This is a genomic window from Micromonospora sp. DT63 (assembly GCF_049841615.1).
Lineage (GTDB): Bacteria > Actinomycetota > Actinomycetes > Mycobacteriales > Micromonosporaceae > Micromonospora.
Genome location: NZ_JBNCKQ010000005.1, coordinates 475,406 through 498,442, shown reverse-complemented (window position 1 = coordinate 498,442; position 23,037 = coordinate 475,406). Strand labels below are relative to the sequence as shown.

At 73.0% G+C, this 23,037-nt stretch carries 18 protein-coding genes and 1 tRNA gene; 10 read left to right on the top strand and 9 right to left on the bottom strand.

What is annotated here, in order from left to right; genetic code table 11:
- Positions 1-21 precede the first annotated feature (21 nt).
- From ACLQ27_RS21365 to ACLQ27_RS21355, 3 genes are all read left to right on the top strand, one after another.
- Positions 22-98: transfer RNA gene (locus ACLQ27_RS21365), tRNA-Leu, on the top strand.
- Positions 99-454: 356 nt separating this feature from the next.
- Complete coding sequence (locus ACLQ27_RS21360) at positions 455-877, top strand: hypothetical protein (RefSeq protein WP_357499001.1); 423 nt, start codon at positions 455-457, stop codon at positions 875-877.
- A 176-nt stretch (positions 878-1,053) separates the two neighbouring features.
- Positions 1,054-1,704 (top strand): epimerase, encoded by a 651-nt coding sequence (locus tag ACLQ27_RS21355; RefSeq protein ID WP_425868285.1) that lies wholly within the window; start codon positions 1,054-1,056, stop codon positions 1,702-1,704.
- Here ACLQ27_RS21355 and ACLQ27_RS21350 read toward each other — a convergent pair whose 3' ends face one another.
- On the bottom strand, positions 1,705-2,883 hold the full coding sequence (locus ACLQ27_RS21350) for a trans-sulfuration enzyme family protein (RefSeq protein ID WP_357576156.1): 1,179 nt from the start codon (positions 2,881-2,883) through the stop codon (positions 1,705-1,707).
- Positions 2,884-2,966: 83 nt separating this feature from the next.
- Between ACLQ27_RS21350 and ACLQ27_RS21345 the strand changes: the two genes are divergently transcribed.
- Both ACLQ27_RS21345 and ACLQ27_RS21340 read left to right on the top strand, forming a co-directional pair.
- Positions 2,967-3,446 carry an Lrp/AsnC family transcriptional regulator gene (locus tag ACLQ27_RS21345; RefSeq protein ID WP_234584546.1) on the top strand — a complete coding sequence of 160 codons (480 nt, stop codon included), beginning with the start codon at positions 2,967-2,969 and terminating at the stop codon, positions 3,444-3,446.
- 45 nt (positions 3,447-3,491) lie between these two features.
- Positions 3,492-4,502 carry an LLM class flavin-dependent oxidoreductase gene (locus ACLQ27_RS21340; protein ID WP_308195370.1) on the top strand — a complete coding sequence of 337 codons (1,011 nt, stop codon included), beginning with the start codon at positions 3,492-3,494 and terminating at the stop codon, positions 4,500-4,502.
- 193 nt (positions 4,503-4,695) lie between these two features.
- On the opposite strand, the gene ACLQ27_RS21335 is transcribed toward ACLQ27_RS21340, so the two are convergent.
- The gene (locus ACLQ27_RS21335; RefSeq protein ID WP_425868282.1) at positions 4,696-6,981 is read right to left on the bottom strand and encodes a cellulose binding domain-containing protein; all 2,286 of its coding nucleotides are present in this window, start codon (positions 6,979-6,981) and stop codon (positions 4,696-4,698) included.
- A 239-nt stretch (positions 6,982-7,220) separates the two neighbouring features.
- Between ACLQ27_RS21335 and ACLQ27_RS21330 the strand changes: the two genes are divergently transcribed.
- Positions 7,221-8,660: a pyridoxal-dependent decarboxylase gene (locus ACLQ27_RS21330; RefSeq protein WP_425868280.1), complete on the top strand. Its 1,440-nt coding sequence runs from the start codon at positions 7,221-7,223 to the stop codon at positions 8,658-8,660.
- A gap of 461 nt (positions 8,661-9,121) precedes the next feature.
- Here ACLQ27_RS21330 and ACLQ27_RS21325 read toward each other — a convergent pair whose 3' ends face one another.
- Together ACLQ27_RS21325 and ACLQ27_RS21320 are read right to left on the bottom strand one after the other, a co-directional pair.
- Entirely contained in the window at positions 9,122-10,225 is a 1,104-nt protein-coding gene (locus ACLQ27_RS21325) for a sulfite exporter TauE/SafE family protein (protein WP_425868278.1), read from the bottom strand.
- A gap of 607 nt (positions 10,226-10,832) precedes the next feature.
- The gene (locus ACLQ27_RS21320) at positions 10,833-11,297 is read right to left on the bottom strand and encodes an RrF2 family transcriptional regulator (RefSeq protein WP_053658213.1); all 465 of its coding nucleotides are present in this window, start codon (positions 11,295-11,297) and stop codon (positions 10,833-10,835) included.
- Positions 11,298-11,532: 235 nt separating this feature from the next.
- On the opposite strand from ACLQ27_RS21320, the gene ACLQ27_RS21315 reads away from it, so the two are divergent.
- Positions 11,533-12,195 (top strand): YceI family protein, encoded by a 663-nt coding sequence (locus ACLQ27_RS21315; protein ID WP_234584550.1) that lies wholly within the window; start codon positions 11,533-11,535, stop codon positions 12,193-12,195.
- Between the two features lie 59 nt (positions 12,196-12,254).
- On the opposite strand, the gene ACLQ27_RS21310 is transcribed toward ACLQ27_RS21315, so the two are convergent.
- From ACLQ27_RS21310 to ACLQ27_RS21295, 4 genes are all read right to left on the bottom strand, one after another.
- Positions 12,255-13,139, bottom strand: a complete 885-nt coding sequence (locus tag ACLQ27_RS21310; RefSeq protein WP_234584551.1) for an acyl-CoA thioesterase — start codon at positions 13,137-13,139, stop codon at positions 12,255-12,257.
- The gene (pyk, locus tag ACLQ27_RS21305; RefSeq protein ID WP_234584552.1) at positions 13,136-14,584 is read right to left on the bottom strand and encodes a pyruvate kinase; all 1,449 of its coding nucleotides are present in this window, start codon (positions 14,582-14,584) and stop codon (positions 13,136-13,138) included. The genes ACLQ27_RS21310 and pyk overlap by 4 nt, the downstream gene beginning before the upstream one ends.
- A 199-nt stretch (positions 14,585-14,783) precedes the next feature.
- Positions 14,784-16,166, bottom strand: coding sequence for an FAD-binding oxidoreductase (locus ACLQ27_RS21300; protein ID WP_357499021.1), 1,383 nt, complete (start codon positions 16,164-16,166; stop codon positions 14,784-14,786).
- 131 nt (positions 16,167-16,297) lie between these two features.
- On the bottom strand, positions 16,298-16,663 hold the full coding sequence (locus ACLQ27_RS21295) for a YciI family protein (protein ID WP_357499023.1): 366 nt from the start codon (positions 16,661-16,663) through the stop codon (positions 16,298-16,300).
- 299 nt (positions 16,664-16,962) lie between these two features.
- On the opposite strand from ACLQ27_RS21295, the gene ACLQ27_RS21290 reads away from it, so the two are divergent.
- Positions 16,963-17,277: a hypothetical protein gene (locus ACLQ27_RS21290; protein ID WP_234584555.1), complete on the top strand. Its 315-nt coding sequence runs from the start codon at positions 16,963-16,965 to the stop codon at positions 17,275-17,277.
- Positions 17,274-17,834, top strand: coding sequence for a hypothetical protein (locus ACLQ27_RS21285; protein ID WP_357499027.1), 561 nt, complete (start codon positions 17,274-17,276; stop codon positions 17,832-17,834). The genes ACLQ27_RS21290 and ACLQ27_RS21285 overlap by 4 nt, the downstream gene beginning before the upstream one ends.
- Here ACLQ27_RS21285 and ACLQ27_RS21280 read toward each other — a convergent pair.
- Entirely contained in the window at positions 17,772-21,851 is a 4,080-nt protein-coding gene (locus ACLQ27_RS21280; RefSeq protein ID WP_425868275.1) for a CHAT domain-containing protein, read from the bottom strand. The two genes, ACLQ27_RS21285 and ACLQ27_RS21280, sit on opposite strands and share 63 nt — an antisense overlap.
- A 213-nt stretch (positions 21,852-22,064) precedes the next feature.
- Between ACLQ27_RS21280 and ACLQ27_RS21275 the strand changes: the two genes are divergently transcribed.
- The gene (locus tag ACLQ27_RS21275; protein ID WP_234589397.1) at positions 22,065-22,937 is read left to right on the top strand and encodes an aldo/keto reductase; all 873 of its coding nucleotides are present in this window, start codon (positions 22,065-22,067) and stop codon (positions 22,935-22,937) included.
- Positions 22,938-23,037: the final 100 nt, after the last annotated feature.

The following is a 23,037-nucleotide window of genomic DNA, read 5'->3' as shown; positions in this document are numbered from 1 at the left end:
CACCAGAGCATTCGGCCAAGCGTCCCCGTATTCCAACTGGCAGAGAAGCGGAGCTCAAACCTCCGACAGTGTGGGTTCGAATCCCACCGGGGGCACCAAACTTGTCGTACGGCTGTTCCAAAATCCAGCTGTGCACCCACCCGAGCTACGCCTACGAGCCAGGCAACAGCACCTGTCCGGCAGCACCGTGGCCGAGGTCGCCCGACGCCTCAGACTCCCCTACCCGACAGTCCGAGGCTGGTGTAAAGGTGCGGCGCCGAGCGAGCATGGCACGGCGGCACGCTGCTTTCGCTGCCGGCCGGACGTCGGTATTCAGACAGATCCCGCTGCGTATCTTTACCTGCTCGGCCTCTACCTGGGCGATGGACACCTGGTTACGTCCGCCCGGGTTCCGGTACTCCGGATCTCTTGTAGCGATACCTGGCCGGGGCTGATCGAGGCCTGCGACACCGCTATGCGGCACGTGCTGGCCGCGAAGGTGCAGCGCGTTCACCAGGCCGGCTGCGTCAGCGTGCAGAGTTACGGCACGCACTGGCCGTGTCTGTTTCCGCAGCACGGCCCCGGCAAGAAGCACGAGCGACCGATCGTCCTGGCCGACTGGCAACTGTCGCTCGTCGAGAGCCAACCTGGCGACTTCGTGCGCGGTCTGTTCCACTCGGACGGCTGCCGGTTCGCCAACCGGGTGACCGTGCGCGGCAAGGAGTACGTCTATCCGCGCTACATGTTCACCAACGAGTCGACCGACATCATGGGGCTCTGCCAGTGGAGCCTCGACCTGCTCGGCGTCGCCTGGCGGATGAACCGCCGCAACTCCCTCTCGGTGGCGCGGCGAGACGCGGTCGCCACCCTCGACCGCCACGTCGGCCCCAAGTCCTAACTCCCGCCCCATGAGGCCGCCCCGCCTCACCCCCCACCCCCCGGCCCCCGGCCCCCGGCCCCGGCCCCGGCAGCAGAAGGGGGCCGGTGAAGGGGCCGGCCGAGGGGCCGGTGAAGGGGCCGATTGTGTCGTGCGTGGGAGCCTGGGCGGGTGTCGACGACGGAGGGCGGGTTCTGATGCGGGTGGTGGTTTTCGGTGCTACCGGGATGGTGGGCCAGGGTGTGCTGCGGGAGTGCCTGCTCGCCGAGGACGTGCGCGAGGTGCTCACCGTCGGCCGCCGGCCGACCGGCGGGCAGGATCCGAAGCTGCGGGAGCTGACCGTTCCCGACGTGGGCGACCTGGAGACGGTCCGCGCGGAGCTGAGCGGCATTGACGCCTGCTTCTACTGCCTGGGCGTCTCGTCGCTGGGTCTGGACGAGGCGGCGTACACCCGGATCAGCTACGACTTTCCGATGGCTGCGGCGCGGCTGTTCGCCGAGGTGAGCCCGCAGGTCACGTTCATCTACGTCTCCGGCGTCGGCACCGACTCGACCGGGCAGGGCCGGGTGATGTGGGCGCGGGTCAAGGGTCGCACCGAGAACGCGATCGTCGACCTGCTGCCCAACGGGTACGCGGCGCGGCCGGGCTTCATCCAGCCGACGTACGGGGCGGTGTCGAAGACGCGGTGGTACCGGGTGCTCTACGCGGCGACCAGTCCGCTGGTCCCGATGCTGCGCCGGTTGTTCCCCAACCAGGTCACCACGACGGACGGGATCGGTCGGGCGATGCTGCGGGTGGCTCGGGAGGGCTCACCGACCCGGGTGCTGGGCAACCGCGAACTGCGCTGATCAGGCGATCGTGTCGAGCGCCTGGGCGAGGTCGGTGCGCAGGTCGTCGGGGTCCTCCAGGCCGACGGAGAGACGCAGCAGCGCGCCGTCGGGCTTCGCGTCGCCCTCGACGGGCCGGTGGGTGAGCGAGGCGGGGTGCTGGATGAGGGTGTCCACGCCGCCGAGGGACACGGCGTGGGTGATCAGTCGGCAGGCGGCGGCGACGGTGGCGGCGGCGGGCGCCCCGCCGCGTACCTCGAAGGCGAGCAGGCTGCCGGGGCCGGCCATCTGCCGGCCGACCAGCGCCGCCGGGTCGTACACCGAGGGGTGGTGCACCCGGTGTACGGCCTGGTGGTCGGCGAGCCAGCCGGCGAGTTTCTCGGCGGTGGCCTGTTGGGCGCGGACCCGCAGCGGCAGGGTCTGCAGGCCGCGGTGCAGGAGGTAGCCGCCGAGGGGGTGCAGGATCGCGCCGGTGACGGCGCGGACCTGGCGCAGCCGGACGGCCCATTCGGCGTCGCAGGCGACGACGCCGGCGAGGACGTCGCCGTGCCCGCCGATGCTCTTGGTGGCGCTGTGCAGGACGAGGGCGGCGCCGTGCCGGGCGGGTTGTTGGAGCACCGGGGTGGCGACGGTGTTGTCGACGAGCAGGGGTACGTCGCCGGCGGCGGTGGCGAGCGCGGCGATGTCGACGAGGTCGAGGGTGGGATTGGCGGGCGTCTCGATCACTACCAGCGCGGTGTCGGGGCGGATGGCGGCGGCGACCTGGTCGGGGTGGGCCCAGGTGACGGTGGTGCCGAGCAGGCCGGTGGCGAGGACGTGGTCGGTGCCGCCGTAGAGGGGCCGGACGGCGACGATGTGGCGGTGGCCGTCGCGGGTGGCGGCGAGCAGGGTGGCGGTGAGGGCGGCCATGCCGCTGGCGAAGGCGACGGCCTGGGCGGTGCCCTCCAGCTCGGCGACGGCGGTTTCGAAGCGGGCGACGGTGGGGTTCCAGAGCCGCTGGTAGACGGCGCTGCCGTCGGCGGGGAGGGTGCCGCCGGTGGCGAGTTGTTCGTAGGCGTTGCCGCCGTCGTCGACCGAGGGCAGTGGGTTGGTGGTGGAGAGATCGATCGGAGGCACGTGCACGCCGAGCGTGCGCAGGTCGTCGCGGCCGGCGTGTACGGCCCGGGTGTCCACCGTCGTCATGGCGGTAGCGTCGAACATCCGGAGCCGATTGGGCAATGGTTTGGTGAATGATTCTGCAGGCAGGGCTGGCTTCGTCGGGAGATTCGGTGGAGGATGCTCGGGTGCCCCCTGAGCCGAACGAAGTGCGGCCGTATCCGGCCCTGGACGAGGTGGACCGCGCGATCCTCGCCGAGTTGGCGGCGGACGGCCGCTTGCCGAACAACGCGCTCGCCGAACGGGTGGGGGTGGCGCCGTCGACGTGCCTGACGCGCACCCGGGCGTTGCGCGAGCGCGGGGCGATCCGGGGCTTTCACGCGGAGGTGGATCCGGCCGCGCTGGGTCTGCCGTTGCAGGCGTTGGTGTCGGTGCGGTTGACCGCGCACGAGCGGGCCGCGGTGGACGCGTTCCGGGCCCGGTCGGTGCGCCTGCCCGGGGTGGTGTCGGTGTTCCACGTGGCCGGCGCGGAGGATTACGTGCTGCACGTGCGGGCGGCGTCGGGTGACGCGCTGCGGGACTTCGTGCTGGACCATCTCGCGGTCGACCCGGCAGTGCAGCACACGCAGACCAGCCTGATCTTCGAGCAGGCCCGCGGGATGGGCTGAGCGACGGTCGGAATGAACGGGCAGGCCAGGGAGTTGGCACTGCGTGTGATCACCGTACCGTTGTCTGTTCTTGATCTTGCCCCGGTCGCTCGCGGGACCACCGCCGGCGCGGCCCTGCAGGCCACCACCGAGCTGGCCCGGCGCACCGAGGAGCTGGGCTACCATCGGTTCTGGGTGGCCGAGCACCACAACATGCCGGCGATCGCCAGCTCCGCGCCGGCGGTCCTGCTGGCGCACCTGGCGGCGAACACGTCGACGATCCGCCTCGGTTCGGGCGGGGTGATGCTGCCCAACCACGCGCCGCTGGTGGTGGCCGAGCAGTTCGGCACCCTGGAGGCGCTGCACCCCGGTCGGATCGACCTGGGTATCGGCCGGGCCCCGGGCACCGACCAGGTGACCGCGCTGGCGTTGCGGCGCACCATGGAGGGCCTGTCCGCGGAGGGTTTCCCGCGTGAGCTGACGGACCTGATGAACTACTTCAGCGGGGAGAAGCCGGGGCAGATCATCGCCACCCCGGGTCGGGGTGAGCAGCCGGCCGTCTGGCTGCTCGGCTCCAGCGGCTTCAGCGCCCAACTCGCCGGCCTGCTGGGCCTGCCGTTCTCCTTCGCGCACCACTTCAGCTCGGCGAACACCCTGCCGGCGCTGGCGCTGTACCGGCAGAACTTCCGGCCGTCGCAGTGGCTGGACAAGCCGTACGCGATGGTGGCCGTCAACGCGGTCTGCGCCGAGACCGACGAGCGGGCCGAGTGGCTGGCCGGGCCGAGCGCGCTGTCGTTCCTGAAGCTGCGCTCCGGTCGACCGGAACCGCTGTCGACGCCCGACGAGGCGGCGGCCTACCCGTACACCGAGTTCGAGCGGGAGTTCGTGCTGCAGCGGCGCGACGGTCAGGCGCTGGGCTCGCCGGAGACGGTGCGCCGGCAGTTGACCGAGTTGCAGGAGCGCACCGACGCGGACGAGCTGATGCTCACCACCCTGGTCTACGACGTCGCGGACCGGGTGCGGTCGTACGAATTGATCGCCGAGCAGGTGGCGGGGGGTCTGCGCCGGGACGCGTGAAACACGATCTTCACGTCAGCGTCACCCCCGCGACCCGGACGGTGCCTAATGTTGGTGCCGGTGGTGGTACGGCAATCCCGGTCGGGACGGGTCGGGAATGCCGCGGTGTGGAGCACCGGGCTGCAGCTGTGCGGATTCCGCGGCTGCGGCCCGGTGCCTGCCACCTTAGGCGAACCCGATCAGGACCGCCAGATCAACGTAGGTAGATGTTCGGGGTCGGCGGGCTGGCCATCTGGTCGCCGATGAAGAACCCCGGGTGTGGCGGCTGGTTGTAGGCGGTGTTCTGCCACGCGATCGCCACCCGGTACTGCGGGTCGTGCATCAGGGTGTGGATCCGGGTGCTGGTCGGCGTGGGCGTGCTGTAGATGCGCAGCGCCCGGCTGTCGGTGGTCCGCCAGATCACCTCCTCGCGCCAGTCGCCGAGGATGTCGCCCGAGAGCGCCGGCGTGGACTTGGTGCCGTTGTTGGACGCCACCTGGTCACCGGTGAGCAGCCGGGTCTCGCCGCTGGTGCCGTACTTGTCGATCTTCGTACCGTCCAGCAGCTCGCGGACCGGATCACCGTCCCACCAGGCGAGGAAGTTGGCCGACGACGGCTTGCGGCCCACGTTCTGACCCCGGGTGTTGGAGAGCCCGGAGACGGCCGAGGACCACGACTCGGCGCCGGGGCTGCCCGCCCAGATGTCCGCCGAGACGCCCCGGCCGTTGTCACCCGAGGCCGGCGTGGACCACAGGATCTGACCGGTACGGGCGTCCGCGAAGCAGGAGCTGGGCTTGCTTCCGTCCTCGTCGACCTTGAACACCTCCAGGCCGGCGCGGCCCGGGTCGAGGTCCCCGACGTGCAGGGCGTCGCCGTGCCCGTTGCCCGTCGAGTAGAGCAACCGACCGTTGTCGTCGATCGTGGCGGCGCCGTAGACGATCTCCTGGCGTCCGTCGGCGTCGACGTCGGCCACCGAGAGCTGGTGGTTGCCCTGGCCGGCGGCCGCGCCGTTGCCAGACGAGTTCGAGTCGAACGTCCAGCGCTTGGTCAGCGTGCCGTTGCGGAAGTCCCACGCCGCGATGACCGCCCGGGTGTAGTAACCCCGGGCCATGATCAGCGAGGGACGCTGCCCGTCCAGGTAGGCGGTGCCGGCGAGGAACCGGTCCACCCGGTTGCCGTACGAGTCGCCCCAGGACGACACGGTGCCGCGCGGCGGGTCGTAGTTGACTGTGGATGCGATCGCGCCGGTCTGGCCGTTGAACATGGTCAGGTACTCCGGGCCGGAGAGCACGTAACCGCTGGAGTTGCGGTAGTCCGCAGACGACGAGCCGATGAGCTGACCGGTGCCGGAGCGGGTGCCGTCGGCGGTCTTCATGGCCACCTCGGCGCGACCGTCACCGTCGTAGTCGTACACCTGGAACTGGGTGTAGTGGGCTCCGGCGCGGATGTTGCGGCCCAGGTCGATCCGCCACAACCGGGTGCCGGTCAGGGTGTACGCGTCGACGTAGACGTTGCCGGTGTAGCCGGACTGCGAATTGTCCTTGGCGTTCGACGGATCCCACTTGAGCACGATCTCGTAGGTGCCGTCACCGTTGAGGTCACCGACGGAGGCGTCGTTGGCGCTGTAGGTGTAGCTCTCCCCGCTGGGGGTGGTGCCCCCGGCCGGCACCTGCAACGGCACGTCCAGGTAGCCGTTGGCGAACTGCAGGGCGGGCGCGGACGCCGCCTGCTCGGCGCCGCCCACCACGGCCCGCACGGTGTACGCCGACCCGGCCGCCGCGCCGCTGTCGAGGTAGTTGGTGGCACCGGTGATCGGGGTGGCGTTGACCCTGGTCGAGCCCCGGTAGAGGTTGAATGCCACGCCGAAGGTATCGGTGCCGAGCAGCCGCCAGGAGACCAGGTTGCCGCTACCGGAGCGGACGCTGATCAACCCTCGGTCCAGGTTCTCCATCTGCTTCGCCCCGGCCGGAGGCGTCGTGGGTGGCGGCGTCGTCGGGGGCGGCGTGGTGGGCGGTGGCGTGGTGGGCGGTGGCGTCGTGGGCGGTGGGGTGGTCGGTGGCGGGGTGGTCGGGCCGTCGGTGGCCGGCGCCCCGGTGCAGGTGACACCGTTGAGCGCGAAGCTGGTCGGCGCCGGGTTGCTGCTCGTCCACGAGGCGTTGAACCCGAACGAGGCGGTGCCGTTGGTGGCGAGGGCACCGTTGTAGTCGACGTTGCGCGCGGTCACCTGTGCGCCGGACTGGGTGACTGTGGCGCTCCACGCCTGGGTGACCTGCTGCCCGGCGGCGTACGACCAGGTGAGGGCCCAGCCGTTGACCTCCTCGCCGAGGTTGGTGATGGTGACGCTGGCGCCGAAACCGCCCTGCCACTGGTTGCTGACCTGGTAGTCGACGCGACAGCCGACGGCGGCGGCCGAGGCGACGACCGTGCCGACGGTGCCGGCCACGACGGCGGCGGCCGTCGACGCGGCCAGCAGGATGAACCGTTGTCGTAACGGGTGCATGAACTGCCTCCGGAGGATCCGGTGATGACCGCTGTGGTCCACCTGCCCTGCCCGGGAAGCACGGTGAACGGCCCGCCGACGTGACGGCGAACGGCGATCTGGTCGGGGTGAAACGCCCTGGAACTCGCGGATCCGGCTCAGCCGCATCGTAGGGCAAGCGCTTTCCGCTCCGCAATATCGACGACCGTCACGCCATGCGGCTCTTGACCCTCCCCCGCGCGCCTGATCAACTCGTCCGGGTGAGCGCCCCACACATGGACCCGGACGAGTTCCGCCGCGCCGGCCACGCCGTCGTCGACTGGATCGCCGACTACTGGACGACGCTGCACCAGCGGCCGGTCGCCCCGGCCGACCCACCCGGAACGGTCGCCGAGGCCCTGCCGAGCGCGCCGCCCACCACCGGCGGCGAGCCGGTCGAAGCGGTCCTCGCCGATCTGGACGCGATAGTCCTACCGGGCCTGACCCACTGGCAGCACCCTGGTTTCTTCGGCTACTTCCCCGCGAACACGTCCGGCCCGAGCCTGCTCGGCGACCTGGTCAGTTCCGGGCTCGGCGTGCAGGGCATGCTCTGGGCCAGCAGCCCGGCCTGCACCGAGCTGGAGACGGTCATGATGGACTGGCTGGCCCAGCTGCTCGACCTGCCGCAGCGCTTCCGGTCGAGCGGCGCCGGCGGCGGCGTCATCCAGGACTCGGCCTCCTCGGCGACCCTGGTGGCCACCCTCGCCGCCCTGCACCGCGCCAGCGCGGGTCGCTGGCGCGTCACCGGCATCGACCGGCGCTACCGCGCGTACACCTCAGTGCACGGGCACTCCTCGATCGAGAAGGCCGTACGGATCGCCGGCTTGGGCGGCGACGGGATCCGGCCGATCGACGTGGACCCGGACACCCAGGCGCTGCGCCCCGACGCGCTGCGGGCCGCGATCGAGGCGGATCTGGCCGCCGGGAACGTACCCGCCATCGTCGTCGCCACCATCGGCACCACCTCCACCACCGCCGTCGATCCGCTGCCCGAGATCGGGGCGATCTGCGCCGAGTACGGGATCTGGCTGCACGTCGACGCGGCGTACGCGGGCGCCGCCGCCGTCTGCCCCGAGCTGCGCTGGTCACACGCCGGCCTGGAGTACGCGGACTCCTACTGTTTCGACCCGCACAAGTGGCTGCTCACCGGCTTCGACTGCGACGCGTTCTGGGTGGCCGACCGCGCCGAGCTGATCGAAGCGCTGACCGTGCTCCCGGAGTTCCTGCGCAACGCAGCCTCCGAGTCCGGGGCGGTGATCGACTACCGGGACTGGCAGGTGCCCCTGGGCCGCCGCTTCCGGGCCCTGAAGCTGTGGTTCGTGCTGCGCTGGTACGGCGTCGAGGGGCTACGGGCGCACATCCGCTCCGGCGTGGCGCTGGCCGCCCGGTTCGCCGACCGGGTCCGCGCCGACGACCGGTTCGAGCTGGCCGCGGCGCACCCGTTCTCGCTGGTCTGCTTCCGGCTGCGCGCCGACGACGACACCAACGCCGAGCTGCTGGCCCAGGTCAACGGCACCGGACGCGTCCACCTGACCCACACCCGCGTGGCCGGCCGGTACACGCTGCGGCTGGCCGTCGGGGCACCGCAGACCGTCGAGGCGCACGTCGACGAGGCGTGGACGCTCCTCGCCGAGGCGGCGGACAAGCTGCTGACGCCCTGACCACGCTAGCGCCGGCTGACCGCGCGCGTCCCGGCTTACCGCGCGCGTCCCGGCTGACCGCGCGCGTCCCGGCTTACCGCGCGCGTCCCGGCTTACCGCGCGCGTCCCGGCTTACCGCGCGCGTCCCGGCTTACCGCGCCCGTCCCGGCTTACCGCGCGCGTCCCGGCTTACCGCGCCCGTCCCGGCTTACCGCGCCCGTCCCGGCTTACCGCGCGCGTGCCGGCTTACCGCGCGGGTGCCGGCTGACCGCGCGAGCGTCCCTGCCGGTCCGGCAGGCCGCTGACTGCGCGGGCGCCGTTGGTCAACTCCAGGTCGCCGATGTGGCGGCATAACGGCCCGGGGACACCGCCAGATCGGCGATCCGCAGTCGATCTCCCGCCATGACACCGGCAGGAAAGCCGCAACCCGGCCGGCGTGGCGGCGCGGGTCAGGGCGGGGCCGCTCCGATCCGGCAGCCGGATCAGCGCGGGGCTGGCGTTCCGACGACGGTGAGACCGGCCGGCGTGCCGTCGCCGACAGCACCGGCTACTGCGACGCCCGAAACGACAGCACCCGGCCGAAACGGAGCCGGCTGAGAAACCGCCGACGCTCCGGCGACGGTGGTAGTCGCGGTCGCGAGGGTGGCGGCGGTCGCGGTCGCAACGGTGGTAGTCGCGGTCGCGGCGGTCGCGGCGGTGGTAGTCGCGGTCGCGACGGTGGCGCGGGCTCGGCGGGTGCGGCGCAGGGCACGCACGGCGAAGACGAGCGCGGTCAGCCAACCGACGGCCAGCAGGGCGTACAGGGTGGGGCGGAGCGGGCCGTCCAGCCCGGCGGACCGGATCAGGGTGCGGGCGTTGCTCAGCACGATCACGCCACCGACCGCCGCGCCCAGCAGTTGGGCGGGCACGATGCGCACCAGCCAGGCGGCCAGCGGGGCGGCGATCAGCCCGCCGATCAGCAGGGCCACGACGGTGGGGAGCAGGAACCCCTCCGTGCCCAGCCCGATCAGGAACCCGACGCTCGCGGCGCCGGCCACGACGAACTCGGCGGTGTCGACCGAGCCGATCACCTTGCGGGGCTCCATGCGACCGGAGACCAGCAGCGCCGGGGTGGCGACCGGGCCCCACCCGCCGCCGCCTGTCGCATCGACGAAGCCGGCGACCAGGCCCAGGGGGCCGAGGAAGCGGCCGCGCAGCCGCCCGCCGGCCCGGCCGGTTCGCAGCGGTCGGGCGAAGCGCACCAGCAGGTACGCGCCGAGGGTGAAGAGGATGGCGGCCATCCACGGTGCGGCCGACTCGGTGGAGATCGAGCTGAGCAGGGTGGCGCCGGCGAACGCGCCGATCGCGCCCGGCAGGGCGATGCGGGTCACCACCCGCCAGTCGACGTTGCCGAACCGCCAGTGCGCGACCCCGGCCGCGAGCGTGGTGCCGATCTCGGCCAGGTGCACCGACGCCGAGGCGGCGGCGGGAGCGACCCCGACGACCAGCAGCAACGTGGACGAGGTCAACCCGTACGCCATACCGAGCGAACCATCGATCAACTGCGCGACGAGCCCGACCAGAGCGAGGACCAGTAGCTTGCGCACGAGCGCCCCCTGACTTTTCGGTATCTCCTATCGACTTGGTCGACAATGCGCCACTGGACAGCACGGGTCAAGCCCCCGACCGGGGGATGGGACGCCACCGCGCGGCGCAGCCCGGCCGGACCAGCGGGCGACGTACCCCGGCACTGCCACGCATCCCCGCAGACCAACCGCCCGGACGCGCCCCCGCGCCGGGCGCAGCGACCGCGCACGCACCACCACGGCAAGATCTTGGACAGTTTCCGTTCGACGCGAACGGAAACTGTCCAAGATCTCGCGAAGCCGCGCCGGCATAGAGCGAAGCGCGGGCTCAGAACCGCGCGGGCACAAACCCCCGCGGGCTTAGACCGGGCGCGGGCTCAGACCCGCGCAGGCTCAGACCGGACGCGGGCTCAGACCGGACGCGCGCTCAGACCGGGCGCGGGCTCAGACCCGCGCAGGCTCAGACCGGACGCGGGCTCAGACCGGACGCGGGCACAAACCCGCGCAGGCTCAGACCGGACGCGCGCTCAGACCGGACGCGGGCACAAACCCGCGCAGGCGCAGACCGGGCGCAGGCTCAGACCGGAGGCAGGCTCAGACCAAACGCGCGCTCAGACCGGGCGCAGGCTCAGATCCAGGCGCGGGGGTCGGCGACCAGCTCGGTGACCCGCGGCGGCAACGTGCCGGCGGCCACGTCGGCGACGCTTACCAGTTCGAGGATCTCCCGCTCACTGGCGCGCAGCGCGATCCAGACCTCCTGCAGGGCACGGGCCGGACCGTGGTAGCCGAGCTGTTCGGGGCGCTGCCCCCGGACGTGCGCGAGCGGCCCGTCGATCACCCGGATCACCTCCGCGAGGGAGATCTCCTCGGCCGGGCGGGCCAACCAGTAGCCGCCCTCCGGGCCGCGCTGGGCGTGCACGATGCCACCCCGACGCAGTTGCAGCAGGATGCTCTCCAGGAACTTCGGCGGGATCTCCTGCGCACGCGCGATCTGGTCGGCGGTGACCGGCCGCCCCCGCCCGGGGCCACTGGCCGTCGCGGCGAGCTCGGCGGCCGCGCGGAGGGCGTAGTCGACCCGGGCGGAGAGACGCATGCCGGCAAGGTTAGCCCGCAGGTCATCCTGCCGGTTCGGCGACCCTCGGCCGATCGGTCACGCATCGACGAATAGCCAATAACGTCGTACGCCGTGATCCATCACCCGGTGGGGCCCGGAATGCCGATTCGGAGCGTCCTTATGCTGGGCGGGCGGTATGACTGCGGGACCGGTTACCCCGGCTCGGGCAGGACATTGATAAACACCCGGATCCACCCGGGGGGAAGGCAACACGATGACCGATGTCGCCACACGCACCTGGGATGGCATGACCATCCCGATCGCCGGCACCTATCGCCTCGATCAGGCGCACAAGCGGATCGGTTTCCTGTCCCGCCACATGATGGTGAGCCCGGTGCGGGGCGAGTTCGCCGAGGCGAGTGCGGAGATCTTCGTGGCGGAGGATCCGCTGCGCTCCGGGGTGACCGCCACCATCGCGGCGGCCAGCATCTCCACCGGGAGCGTCGACCGGGACACGCATCTCAAAAGCGCCGACTTCCTCGATGTGGAGAGTTATCCCACGCTCGAATATCGAAGCACGGGCATTAACTGGCAGAGCAACGAGGACCCGATTTTCTACTGGGCCCGTCTGCGAAACCACCGACTCGGCGGACGAGGCAGAAGTCACAATCCCCCGCCGCAGTCCGAGGCCAATCGATTCGTGCTCACCGGCGAGTTGACGGTAAAGGGGATCACCCGCGCGGTGGACCTTCAGGTTAATTTCGGCGGTGCCCGGCGTGATCCGTACGGACAGAACATCTTCGGATTCAGCGCGACCGCCGAGATCAACCGGGAGGACTACGGCCTGCTCTGGAATGTCGCGCTGGAGAGCGGCGGCGTTCTGGTCGGCAAGACCGTGCAGATCGAAATCGCCGGCGAGGCCATCCTGGAGGCGTGACAGCGCCGGGGGATCAGGCGGGACAGCAACTGCGGATCACGCGGGACAGCAACGGCGGATCAGGCTCCGACGCGGCGCAGCAGACCCTCCTGCACGGCGCTGGCGATCTGCCGGCCGTCGGTGGTGAACATCCGGCCGGTGGCCAGCCCTCGCGCGCCGGACGCCGACGGGCTCCAGCAGTCGTAGAGGAACCACTCGTCGGCGCGGAACGGCCGGTGGAACCACAGCGCGTGGTCCAGGCTCGCGCCGACCACACCGCCCGGCCCCCACACCTCACCGTGCACGGAGAGCACCGAGTCGAGCAGGGTGAGGTCCGAGGCGTACGTGAGCGCGCACGCGTGCAGCAGCGGGTCGTCGGGCAGCTTGCCGTCGATGCGCATCCAGACCCGCTGGTGCGGGTCGGCGGGCCGGTCGCCGGGGCGCACCCAGCCGGGCTCCCCCACGTAACGCACGTCGATCGGGCGGGGGATCTGCCCCCAGATGCCCAGACGCTCGGGATAGCGGGAGAGCCGGTCGGACATCGTCGGCACGTCCTGCGGGGCGGGCACGTCCAGCGGCGCGGGAGCCTGGTGGTCCAGCCCCTCCTCGGTCCGCTGGAACGACGCCGACATGAAGAAGATCGGCTTGTCGTGCTGGAGGGCGACCGCCCGGCGCACCGAGAAGGACCTGCCGTCGCGGATGTTCTCCACCTGGTACTCGATCGGCTCGACCGGGTCGCCGGGGCGGACGAAGTAGCCGTGCAGCGAGTGCACGAACCGCTCCGGGTCCACCGTGCGGCCGGCGGCGACCAGTGCCTGACCGGCAACCTGGCCGCCGTACACCCGTTGTGGACCGACCGGGGGGCTCATCCCCCGGAAGGTCATCTCCCCGGTCGGGTCGAGGTCCAGCACTTCCAGCAGCTGGTCGACGGCTGCCTGGCCGACCGCGACCCGACCGTCGCTCACTGCAGCGCCCGCGCCGACGCGGCGTCGACCAGCGAGCCGAGCTGGTGGACGCGCAGCGTGTTGGTCGAGCCGGGGGTGCCGGGCGGGCTGCCCGCCACGATCACCACGTAGTCACCGGGGTTGGCCCGGTCGAGGCCGAGCAGCGCCTGGTCGACCTGGCGGAACATGTCGTCGGTGTGCTGCACGAAAGGCATGAGGAAGGTCTCCACGCCCCAGGTCAGGGCGAGCTGGTCACGCACCTCGGGAACCGGGGTGAACGCCAGCAGCGGCAGGTCGCAGTGCAGGCGGGAGAGCCGCCGGACGGTGTCGCCGGTCTGCGAGAAGGCGACGAGCGCCTTGGCGTTGATGGCCCGGGCGATCGACGAGGCGGCCACGGTGAGCGCGCCGCCGTGGGTACGCGGGTCGTGCTGCAGGCGCGGCACGCCGATCGAACCGGCCTCGGTGGTCGTCACGATCTTGGCCATGGTGCTGACGGTCAGCACCGGGTACTTGCCGACGCTGGTCTCGCCGGAGAGCATCACCGCGTCCGCGCCGTCGAGCACCGCGTTGGCCACGTCGGAGGCTTCCGCCCGGGTGGGGCGGGAATTCTCGATCATGGAGTCGAGCATCTGGGTGGCCACGATGACCGGCTTGGCGTTCTCCCGGCACAGCTGCACGGCCCGCTTCTGCACCAGCGGGACCTCGTCCAGCGGCATCTCCACGCCGAGGTCGCCCCGGGCGACCATGACACCGTCGAAGGCCAGCACGATGGCCTCCAGGTGGTCCACGGCCTCCGGCTTCTCGACCTTGGCCAGCACCGGCCGGAACACGCCCTCTTCGGCCATGATGTTGTGGACGAGCTTGATGTCCTCCGCCGAGCGCACGAAGGACAGCGCGACCAGGTCGACGCCGAGCCCCAGGGAGAAACGCAGGTCCTCGGCGTCCTTGTCCGACATGGCGGGCACGCTGACCGCCACGTTGGGCAGCGACACGCCCTTGTTGTTGGAGACCGGGCCGCCCTCGGTGACCAGGCAGCGGATGTCGTTGCCGGTGACGTCGGTGACCTCCACCGCGACCCGACCGTCGTCGATCAGCAGGCGGTCACCGGGCTTCACCTCCTGCGGCAGCTTGCGGTAGGTGCAGGAGACCCGCTCCTTGGTGCCGAGGATGTCGTCACCGGTGATCACGACGGAGTCGCCGGTGCGCCACTCGTGCGGGCCGTCGGCGAACCGGCCGAGCCGGATCTTGGGCCCCTGCAGGTCGGCGAGGACGGCCACCGGCTTACCGGACGCCTCGGATGCCTCCCGGACCAGTCGGTAGACCGCCTCGTGGTCGGCGTGGCTGCCGTGGCTGAAGTTGAGCCTCGCCACGTTCATACCGGCCTCGACGAGGCCCCGGATGCGCTCCGGGGACGAGGTGGCGGGACCAAGAGTGCAGACGATCTTCGCGCGGCGTGTCACGCCCATCAGGCTAGTCTCTCCTTCAGGTCGGACTCGGGGCCGACCCCTTGCAGGCAGCGGAACAGGTGTCCAACAACGCGCGGTGCGCGTCGGACCGGCGGGCGGAACCGCACCGGGAACGTTGTGGCGACGGGCAACGGCGACCGCGCGCCGGGAATCGTACGCCTGTCGTGGCGGGCGGTGTCGGGGCGCTCCCGGCGCGCGCTCACTCCGGGTGCTCCGACGGGGGCAGCGTGGGCACGGCGGTGAGCAGGTCACGAGGGTCGTAGTGCCGCTTGGCCCGGCGCAGACGTGCCCAGTTCGCGCCGTACGCGAGCCGGACCCGTTCGGTCTCGGTCGGGGCGAGCAGGTTCGGGTAGCCCCCGGGCAGGGCGAGCGGGGCGAGCGCCTCCGACGTCCGCTCGGCCCACGCGAGGTGCGGTGCGACCTCCCCGCCGGGGGCCCACGCCGCGATGATCTCGGTCAGCAGGTGCTCGGCGCGCAGGCCGAACGCCGTGTCGCCGAGCCGGACCCGGGTGGCCGCGCCGTGGAAGTGGTGCAGGGCCAGCGCGGAGAACGGCGAGGTGACCTGCCGGGCGGCGTCGACCAGCGCGTCCACCGCGCCGTCGGCGAGCGTTGGCAGCCAGCGGGTACGCAGCAGGTAGTGGTTACCGTCGACCATTCCGCCGTCGAACATCCGCAACGCGTCCGCGTACGGCAGCGGGTCGACCTGGTCGACCAGCGGGGTGCCCAGCGCCCGCAGCCGGTCCAGCCACGGGCGGCCGGCGTCCAGGTCCGGGCCGCTGTAGAAGGGGCACACGAAGACCACCGGTTCGCCGGCCGGGCCGGGCAGGAAGCCGGCCATGACTGTCAACTCGTCCGGGGCGTCGGCGAGCAGTGCCGCGTAGCCGCGCAGCACGGCCGGCGCCTCGGCCAGCGCGAACATGATCATGCCAGCGAGCACGGCCGGCAGCCGGTGCGCCCGGTACCGCAGCTCGGTGACCACGCCGACGTTGCCACCGCCGCCGCGCAGCGCCCAGTACAGCTCCGCGTCGTGGCGCGGGTCGGCGGTGACCCGACGACCGTCGGCGAGGACGACCTCCGCGCCGAGCAGGTTGTCCAGGGCCAGGCCGAACCGCCCGCCGAGCGGGCCGTACCCGCCGGCCAGGGTCAGCCCGGCCATGCCCACGTCGCGGACCACACCCGTGGGCACCACCAGGTCGTACGGGGCGGCGGCGGCGAGCAGGTCGGCGGCGCTGGCACCGCCGGCCACCGTCACCGTGCACCGGTCCGGATCGACCCGGACGGCCCGCAGGCCGGTCAGGTCGAGCACCAGGCCCCCGTCGCGCAGTGCCCGGCCCGCCCAGTCGTGCCCACCGGAGCGGACCGACACCGGCAGGTGGCACCGGGCGGCGACGCGGACCGCCGCGGCCACCTCGTCGGCGTCCAGGCAGTGGGCGACCAGGGCGGGCTGACTGTCGACGGCGGCGTTCCACAGGCGGGTGGCGGTGTCGAACCCGGGTTCGCCCGGCTCGTGGAGGCGGTCACCGAGCAGGGCACGCAGCCGCGCGGCAGCGGATGCGACATCGGCGGTGGCGGCGGAGCTCATGGCGTCTCCTCGACCGGGCCCGGCCGATGACGCCGGGTGCGCCGCGACCGCGGGCCTCGGTGCGCGCGACCGTAGCACCGGCGCAGGCCACACCGCCGTCACCATCACGACACCCGTCGCTGGACCGACCGTCAGCTCTCGGCCTTGACCAGCGGAAACTCCAACGAGCCGGCCGGGCAGAGGAAGGTCAGCACATCCACCCGGTAGAGGCCGGCCTGCACCGCCGGGTCGGCCTCCAGCACGCTGCGTACGTCGTCGACGCTGCCCGTGCGGGCCAGCCCGAAGCCGATCGGCGGCTCCGGCTCGCGGGCCGGGCCGTCCACCGAGCCGGCGACGAGGATGATCCCGCTGCGCTGCAACGCCTGCATGTGCTCGGTGTGCTCGGCCTGCAACCGCTGCACGGTCTCCGGGGGCAGGGCCCGTCCGGCCGCGCCGGGATAGATCACGATGCACTCGTACGTGTCGAGCGCGAAGTCGACCTGCGGCACTCCCGCCATGGTGCTCCCTCCGCCGTCGCGCCGGCACGCACCGGGCCGGCCGCCCGAGCCGGCGTCACCGGCACGCGCCCAGCGTCGCACGCCGACGAGTGCGGTACCTGTCGCTCCGCGCAACTGCCCCCGGTCAGTCCACGCCTCGACGGCGGCACGGCCACGGTCGGTGGGGGTGGGAACGGCCGGCATTCCGCCGCCTCGCCGGGCCGGGATCCCGGCGCGGCGGCGCCCCGGCGAGGTCGGTCGGCCCGGGTGCCGGCACCGACTACGGTGGACGGTCCGGGTGTCGGTGGTGGGAGGTCGGGATGCGCGACGACGAGCCGGTGTCGAGCCCGCTGCCGTACGCCGAGGTGACCGACGAGGCGTACGCCGCGCAGGCCGCGGCGGACTTCCGGACGCAGGAATTCGAGTTCGCGGTGGTGCTCAGTGGGCGGTGCCCCCGGTGCGGCCACCCGAGCACCACGACGCTCGTCGACGAGGTGTACCGCAAGGACGCCGCCGCCTCCGATCCCGGTTACCGGACGCTGCTGTGCGAGTGCGAGGCCGAGCACCCGGGGCGTCCCGCCGGGCTGCGTGGCTGTGGGGCGTACTGGACGCTGTGGCTGGAGGTCGAGGCGTGATCCGGCTTCGTCCGGGGCCGCCCGCGACCGTCGCCGACCTGCACCGGGCCCAGCAGCTGGCCGGCCTGCTGCGCGGCGAGCTGGAGCGCGTCCGTGCGGCGGCGGTGGCCTGGCGCAACGGGCTGGGCGGCCTGCTGGTGGCGCTGGTCGGGTTCAGCCTGATCCGGGGCCGCACCGACGTGACCACGCTCGCGGCGGGCTGGGGCGCGCTGGTCGGGATCCTGCTGCTCGCCGCGCTGGCGGCGGGCGTTGCCGGAGCGCTCGCGCTGCTCCGCGCGGCGCACGGCCGGTTGCGGGTGACCCCGGTGGCGGCGCTGCCGCCGGCCCCGCTCGGCGACCACCTGGAGGCCCTGGCGGCGGTCCGGTCTCTGCGGATCGGCGTGGGGCTGGTGCTGCTCTGCACCGCGCTGCTGGTCGCGGCCGTCGGCGTGACCTGGTACGCCCCCGCCCGCCAGTCCTCCCCCGCCGTCAGCTCCCCAGCCGTCGGGCGACCGTCAGGGGCCGAGGTGGGCGTAGCCGGCCCAGGTGTCGGGGCGATCCGGCAGGGCCTCGCGTAGGTGGCGGACCGCCGCGTGCAGGGCCACGGCCGCGCGGTCCGGCGCGATCCCTCCGGGCACGGACAACCCGTCGTACAGGTCCTTGCAGAGCCGCACGGTCAGCGTGTCCGAGATGGACCACAGCGCGCCGATGACCTGCCGGAAGCCGACCAGTTGGAAGGCCGTGCCGAGCGTGAGCGCCTCGTCGGGCAGGGTCGCCCCACCGCGTACCGTCTCGCAGGCCGAGAGCACCGCCAGCGCCGCCGGGTTGCCGGCGGGTCGCCACAGGTCCCGGACGTGCAGCGCGCCGCCGGCCAGCTCCAGCCGACCCCAGGCCGGGGCGCGCAGGTCCTGCGTGCCGTGACAGGACAGGTGGGCGACCGGCTGGTCGGGCAGGGCGGCGAGCACTGTCGCCGGGGTGGCCACCGGGCCGAGCAGTGCGCGAACCCGAGGCACGTGCTGACGCACGATCTCCTCCTCCCGCGCGACGCCGGGCAGGTCGGCGAGGCCGGGCGTCCGGGGCATGCCGACGAACACCGTCGAGTCGACAGGTTCGGGCCGGGCCGGGACGCCCCGGCGCGCGTGTGCAAGCGCCCGCAGCGACGCCGTGTACGACGGGACCACCCGGTCCAGCACCCCGTCGCCACAGTCGATCGGGCCGGCCGCGTGCAGCGGCAGCAGCGTGAGCACCCCGGTGGGACACCACCACAACCGGGGCCACTGCCCCACCGCCCCGCCGCCGGACGACGGCACGGGGGCCGCGTCGGCGTCCGGCGACGACGGCACGGGAGCCGGTTCGGCGTCCGACGGCGGCGGGGTGGATGGAGGCCTGTCGAGTACGGGTCGGGCGACGACCCGCCACAGCCAGTCCAGTGTCTGGGCGACCTCGACGCGGGCCGCCGACCGACGACGCTGTACCTGCGGCTGCGGGACGTCCGGCGGCGCCGGCTCGGTGAGCAGCGCGATCGCCGCCAGGAAGGTCGCCGTCCGGACGACCAGCTCGTCCAGGGTCAGCTCCTCCAGCGGCACCACGCTGACCCGGCCCTCGGCGACGACCAGCGCGTCGCAACGTCGGGCTGCCACGTTGACCAGCACCACCGGGCCGTCGGCGGCGGCCCGGGCCAGCTCGTCGAAGGGCGGTGGGCGGAGGAAGTCGGCGAAGCCGGGCCGGTCGCGGATCTCGGTCAGCAGCTGGCGACGGCGGGTGGCGAGGTCGTACCGCTGCTCGGGGCTCGGTCCGGCGGTCGCTGTCAGCCCCGCCGCCGATGCTGCCCCCGTCAGCGTGGGGAAGTCGTCGAGGGCTTCCTGGATTTCGGCGAGTCGGGCGGCCAGCCGGGGGGCCTGCGCGCGCAGCGCGGCCAGGTCGGCGCCCGCGTCGTGGGCGCGGGTCAGCAGGACCCCACGGCCGTACTCCAGCAGCTCGACCGCGCGCCGCGGGTTGTCGAGGGCGATGGCTACCGCGGCGGCGTCGCTGGCCAGCCCGGGGAAACGCCCAAGCAGGCGGGTCTGGTCGTCGGGGTCCATGCCGTGCCAGGCCACCAGGTCGATCAACTCGATCGCGGTGGCGTACCCGTCGAGCGCGGCCGCAAGGTCGCCGGCCCGGGCGACGTGGGCCGCGTACCTGCTGGCGGCCACCGCCCGCAGCAGCGACGGGGCGGCCTCGACGTCGGCGGCGGCGCGCAGCGCGACCGCCGCCTCGGCGAGCAGGTCGGACCCGCCCACGCCGGCGGCAGCCGTCGCGGCGGCGATGCCGGGATCGGAGGGGGCGGAGTCGGCCACCGCCTCCAGCGCGGTGGCGAGATTGCTCAGACACATCGCGCGGGCCGGGTGCTCGGCGGCCAGTTCGTCGACCGCTCCCCGGTACGCGGCCAGCATCGCTGTGGCGTCGGCGTCGGCGGGACCGGCGCGGAAGCGCAGCAGCAGGGCGTTGGCGAGGTTGGTGAGGATCCGGTAGCGGTCCGCGCCGAGCGACTGCCGCTCGCTGAGTCGCCGCAGCAGTCGAATCGCCGTGTCGAGCGCCGGCAGGTCGTCGTGCAGCCGGTGCCGCAGCAGGTGGGCCAGCGCGTGGGTGCCGAGCGTCTGGACGTACTCCGTGGGGGCGGCCTCCTGTTCGGCCAGCTCGGCGGCCTCGCGCAGGGCGACGACCGCGGCGTCGGAGTCCCGGGCGACGCCGGCCGCGACCTGGTCGGCGGGCCCGCCGCCGGCGGGCAGCGCGCCGTCGAGGAAGAGTTCGACCCGGCGATTCAGGGCGGCCCCGTAGTTGGTCAGCGCCGGCAACCGGTCCGGGTGCCCGGGTGGCGTCGTGTCGATCACCTGCGCCAGCACCTGGATCGCCTCGGTCAGGGTCGCCAGGTCCTGGGTCGAGGCGAACAGCGCCTGCAGCACGAGGCCCAGGTTCGAGCGGTACCGGGGCAGGGACGCGGCGTCCGGTCCGGCGGCGGCCACTGCCGAGCGCAGCGCGACCACTGCCGGCTCCAGCAGCGCCGGCTCGCCGGCCAGGTCGGAGAGTTCGCGCAGGGTGTTGCCGAGGTTGTTGAGCACGTGGTGACGCAGCGGGTCGGTACGGGGAAGCAGGCGTTCGGCCTCGGTCAGCGCGTCCCGTGCGGCGCGCAGCGCGCTCACCCCACCGAGGTCGGCGTGGCCGAGCGCGAGCGCGTAGCCGAGGTCGGCGAGCCGACGCGCCCGTTGGCCGGAGTCCTCGGCGGCGGCCACGCCGGCGCGCAGCACCCGTACCGCCTCGGTGACGTCGTCGGCCCGCTGGCGCACCTCGTACCGTTTCGCCAGGAGACCGGCCAGGGCGTGGCGCAGCTCCTCGCGATCCGTCCCGCCGGGTGTCGCACCGGAACCGGCGGCGGCCCGGTACGCGTCGATCGCCGCGTCGAGGTCGACCGGATCGGCGGTCACCTGGTGCCGGTCCGCGAGCAGGGTGGCGAGCCCCACCTGGGCGGTGCCGGCCAGCTCCGGGTCGAGCCCACCGAACCCGGTCAGCGCCGACCGGTACGCCTCGATTGCGGAGTCCCGGTCGGCGGGCGTCCGGTCGCGCAGGAACCGCTCGGCGAGCGCCGCGCCGTGCAGCGCGGCGACCCGGGGATCGGCACTGCCCCGCGCTGCGGCGAAGGCGTCGACCGCCTCGTCGAGGTCACCCGGGCGCCGGTGCAGACGCCACCTGTCGCGCAGCCGCTGGCCGAGGTTCATCCGCGCCATCGTGCGCACCGGTGTGCCCGTGGCGGCGGCCCGGGCCGCGTCGCGCAGCACGGTGATCGACTCGTCCAGCGCCGCCGGGTCGCGCTCGACCTCGTACGTGTCGCCCAGGACGTTGCCGAGGTTGAACAGCCGCACGGGGCGTTGCGGGTCGCCGAGGCCGGTGGCCTCCAGGCTCTCCCGGTGCGCCGTCACGGCTGCCGGGAGCGCCGGCCGTCGGCCGAGGTGCTGGAACTGGTCACGGTGGACCTTGCCGAGGGCGGACAGGTAGTGCAGCCGCTCCGGCGCACCGACCGGCGTACCGTCGAGGGCCTGGCGCAGCAGCGATTCGGCCTGGTCGGCCGCCCGGTAGTCGCGGCTGGTCTCGGCGGCGGCCATCAGCATGACGGCCTCGACGTAGCGGGCGCCGGCGGCGTCGGCGCCCGGCCCGGCGGACCGCGGGCCGGACCGGGCCGGCGGCGTGTCGGCGGGTGGGGCGTCGTCATCGGGCGGTCGGTGTGCGTGCAGCAGCGCCAGCATCGCCGGCGACACCCGCTGCGGGGCGAAGCGCAGCAGGAACCGGGTGAGCCCGACGGCCTGAGCGAGGTCGTCGGCGTCCTCGCCCGGGGGCAGCAGTTGGTACCGGTACCAGTGCAGGCGGGCCAGGAGGAACACGCCCTCGGCGACCCGCTCGGGCAGCGGCCCGTCCGTCGGCGTCGCCGTCACCAGGTCGACGACGGCCTCGGCGTCGCGGATCGCTCCGGAGTCGAGGACCGCGCGATGGTCGCGGGTGGCGTCGAAGCGGTCCAGCCGCTCCCGCAGGCGACCGACCGGGTCGGGTCTGAACCGTCGCCACATCGCGCCTCCCCCGGCCGGCCGCGCCGACTCGGATCAGGCGTAGCAGACCGGACAGGACGGGCGCTAGTGGCAGGCCGACAGTGATCGCGTGCTGCCGTGTCGGCGCACACAATCGGGCGGGCGGCGGCATGATGGCCGGCTCCGGGGGGATGATCACGAGGTGGTGGGTTGTCCGTCTCGCCCGCCGCGACGAAGACGATTGGGGATTCGCGTATGGCCACCGACATCAGCAAGCAGCCCGCGAAGGCGTCCGGCACGTACCGGATCGGGGGCGACGTCACGGTCAACCGGCTCGGTTACGGGGCGATGCAGATCACCGGGCCGGGCGTGTGGGGTGATCCGAAGGACCCGGCCGAGGCGCTGCGGGTGCTGCGCCGGGCTGTCGAGATGGGCGTGACGTTCATCGACACCGCCGACTCGTACGGCCCGTTCGTGTCCGAGCTGCTGATCCGCGAGGCTCTGCACCCGTACGCCGACGACCTGGTCATCGCGACCAAGGCCGGGTTGACCCGTTCCGGGCCGGGCGACTGGCGGCCGGTGGGCCGGCCGGAGTACCTGCGTCAGCAGTGTGAGCTGAGCCTGCGGCACCTGGGTCTGGACAGCATCCCGCTCTACCAGCTGCACCGGATCGACCCGCAGGTGCCGCTGGCGGACCAGTTGGGTGAGCTGGCCCTGTTGCAGCAGGAGGGCAAGATCCGCCACATCGGGCTGTCCGAGGTGAGCGTCGAGCAGATCGAGCAGGCCCGCGCGATCACCACGATCGCCTCGGTGCAGAACCTCTACAACCTCGCCAACCGCAGCGCCGAGGACGTCCTGGAGTACTGCGAGCGCAACGACCTCGCGTTCATCCCGTGGTTCCCGATCGCCACCGGCGAGCTGGCCCGGCCGGGCGGCCCGCTGGACGCGATCTCCACCGAGCACGGCGCGTCGCCCGCGCAGCTCGCGCTGGCCTGGCTGCTGCGCCGCTCGCCGGTGATGCTGCCGATCCCCGGCACGTCCTCGGTGGCGCACCTGGAGGAGAACGTGGCCGCGGCCGATGTGCGGCTCACCGACGACGAGTTCGAGGCGCTGAGCAAGGCGAGCTGAGCAAGGCGAGCCACGGCCGTGGGGGGGGGGGGGGGGGGGGGCGCCCCCCCCCCCCCCCGGAGCAAAAAAAACAACGGGGAGGGAGGAGTAGGGTGAAGCG

What these genes read in the sequence shown, in the direction of transcription:
- ACLQ27_RS21360 (WP_357499001.1), top strand. Translation starts at nt 455, where the DNA reads ATGCGGCACGTGCTGGCCGCGAAGGTGCAGCGCGTTCACCAGGCCGGC.
- ACLQ27_RS21355 (WP_425868285.1), top strand. Translation starts at nt 1,054, where the DNA reads ATGCGGGTGGTGGTTTTCGGTGCTACCGGGATGGTGGGCCAGGGTGTG.
- ACLQ27_RS21350 (WP_357576156.1), bottom strand. Translation starts at nt 2,883, where the DNA reads ATGTTCGACGCTACCGCCATGACGACGGTGGACACCCGGGCCGTACAC.
- ACLQ27_RS21335 (WP_425868282.1), bottom strand. Translation starts at nt 6,981, where the DNA reads ATGCACCCGTTACGACAACGGTTCATCCTGCTGGCCGCGTCGACGGCC.
- ACLQ27_RS21320 (WP_053658213.1), bottom strand. Translation starts at nt 11,297, where the DNA reads ATGCGTCTCTCCGCCCGGGTCGACTACGCCCTCCGCGCGGCCGCCGAG.
- ACLQ27_RS21315 (WP_234584550.1), top strand. Translation starts at nt 11,533, where the DNA reads ATGACCGATGTCGCCACACGCACCTGGGATGGCATGACCATCCCGATC.
- pyk (WP_234584552.1), bottom strand. Translation starts at nt 14,584, where the DNA reads ATGGGCGTGACACGCCGCGCGAAGATCGTCTGCACTCTTGGTCCCGCC.
- ACLQ27_RS21300 (WP_357499021.1), bottom strand. Translation starts at nt 16,166, where the DNA reads ATGAGCTCCGCCGCCACCGCCGATGTCGCATCCGCTGCCGCGCGGCTG.
- ACLQ27_RS21295 (WP_357499023.1), bottom strand. Translation starts at nt 16,663, where the DNA reads ATGGCGGGAGTGCCGCAGGTCGACTTCGCGCTCGACACGTACGAGTGC.
- ACLQ27_RS21290 (WP_234584555.1), top strand. Translation starts at nt 16,963, where the DNA reads ATGCGCGACGACGAGCCGGTGTCGAGCCCGCTGCCGTACGCCGAGGTG.
- ACLQ27_RS21280 (WP_425868275.1), bottom strand. Translation starts at nt 21,851, where the DNA reads ATGTGGCGACGGTTCAGACCCGACCCGGTCGGTCGCCTGCGGGAGCGG.
- ACLQ27_RS21275 (WP_234589397.1), top strand. Translation starts at nt 22,065, where the DNA reads ATGGCCACCGACATCAGCAAGCAGCCCGCGAAGGCGTCCGGCACGTAC.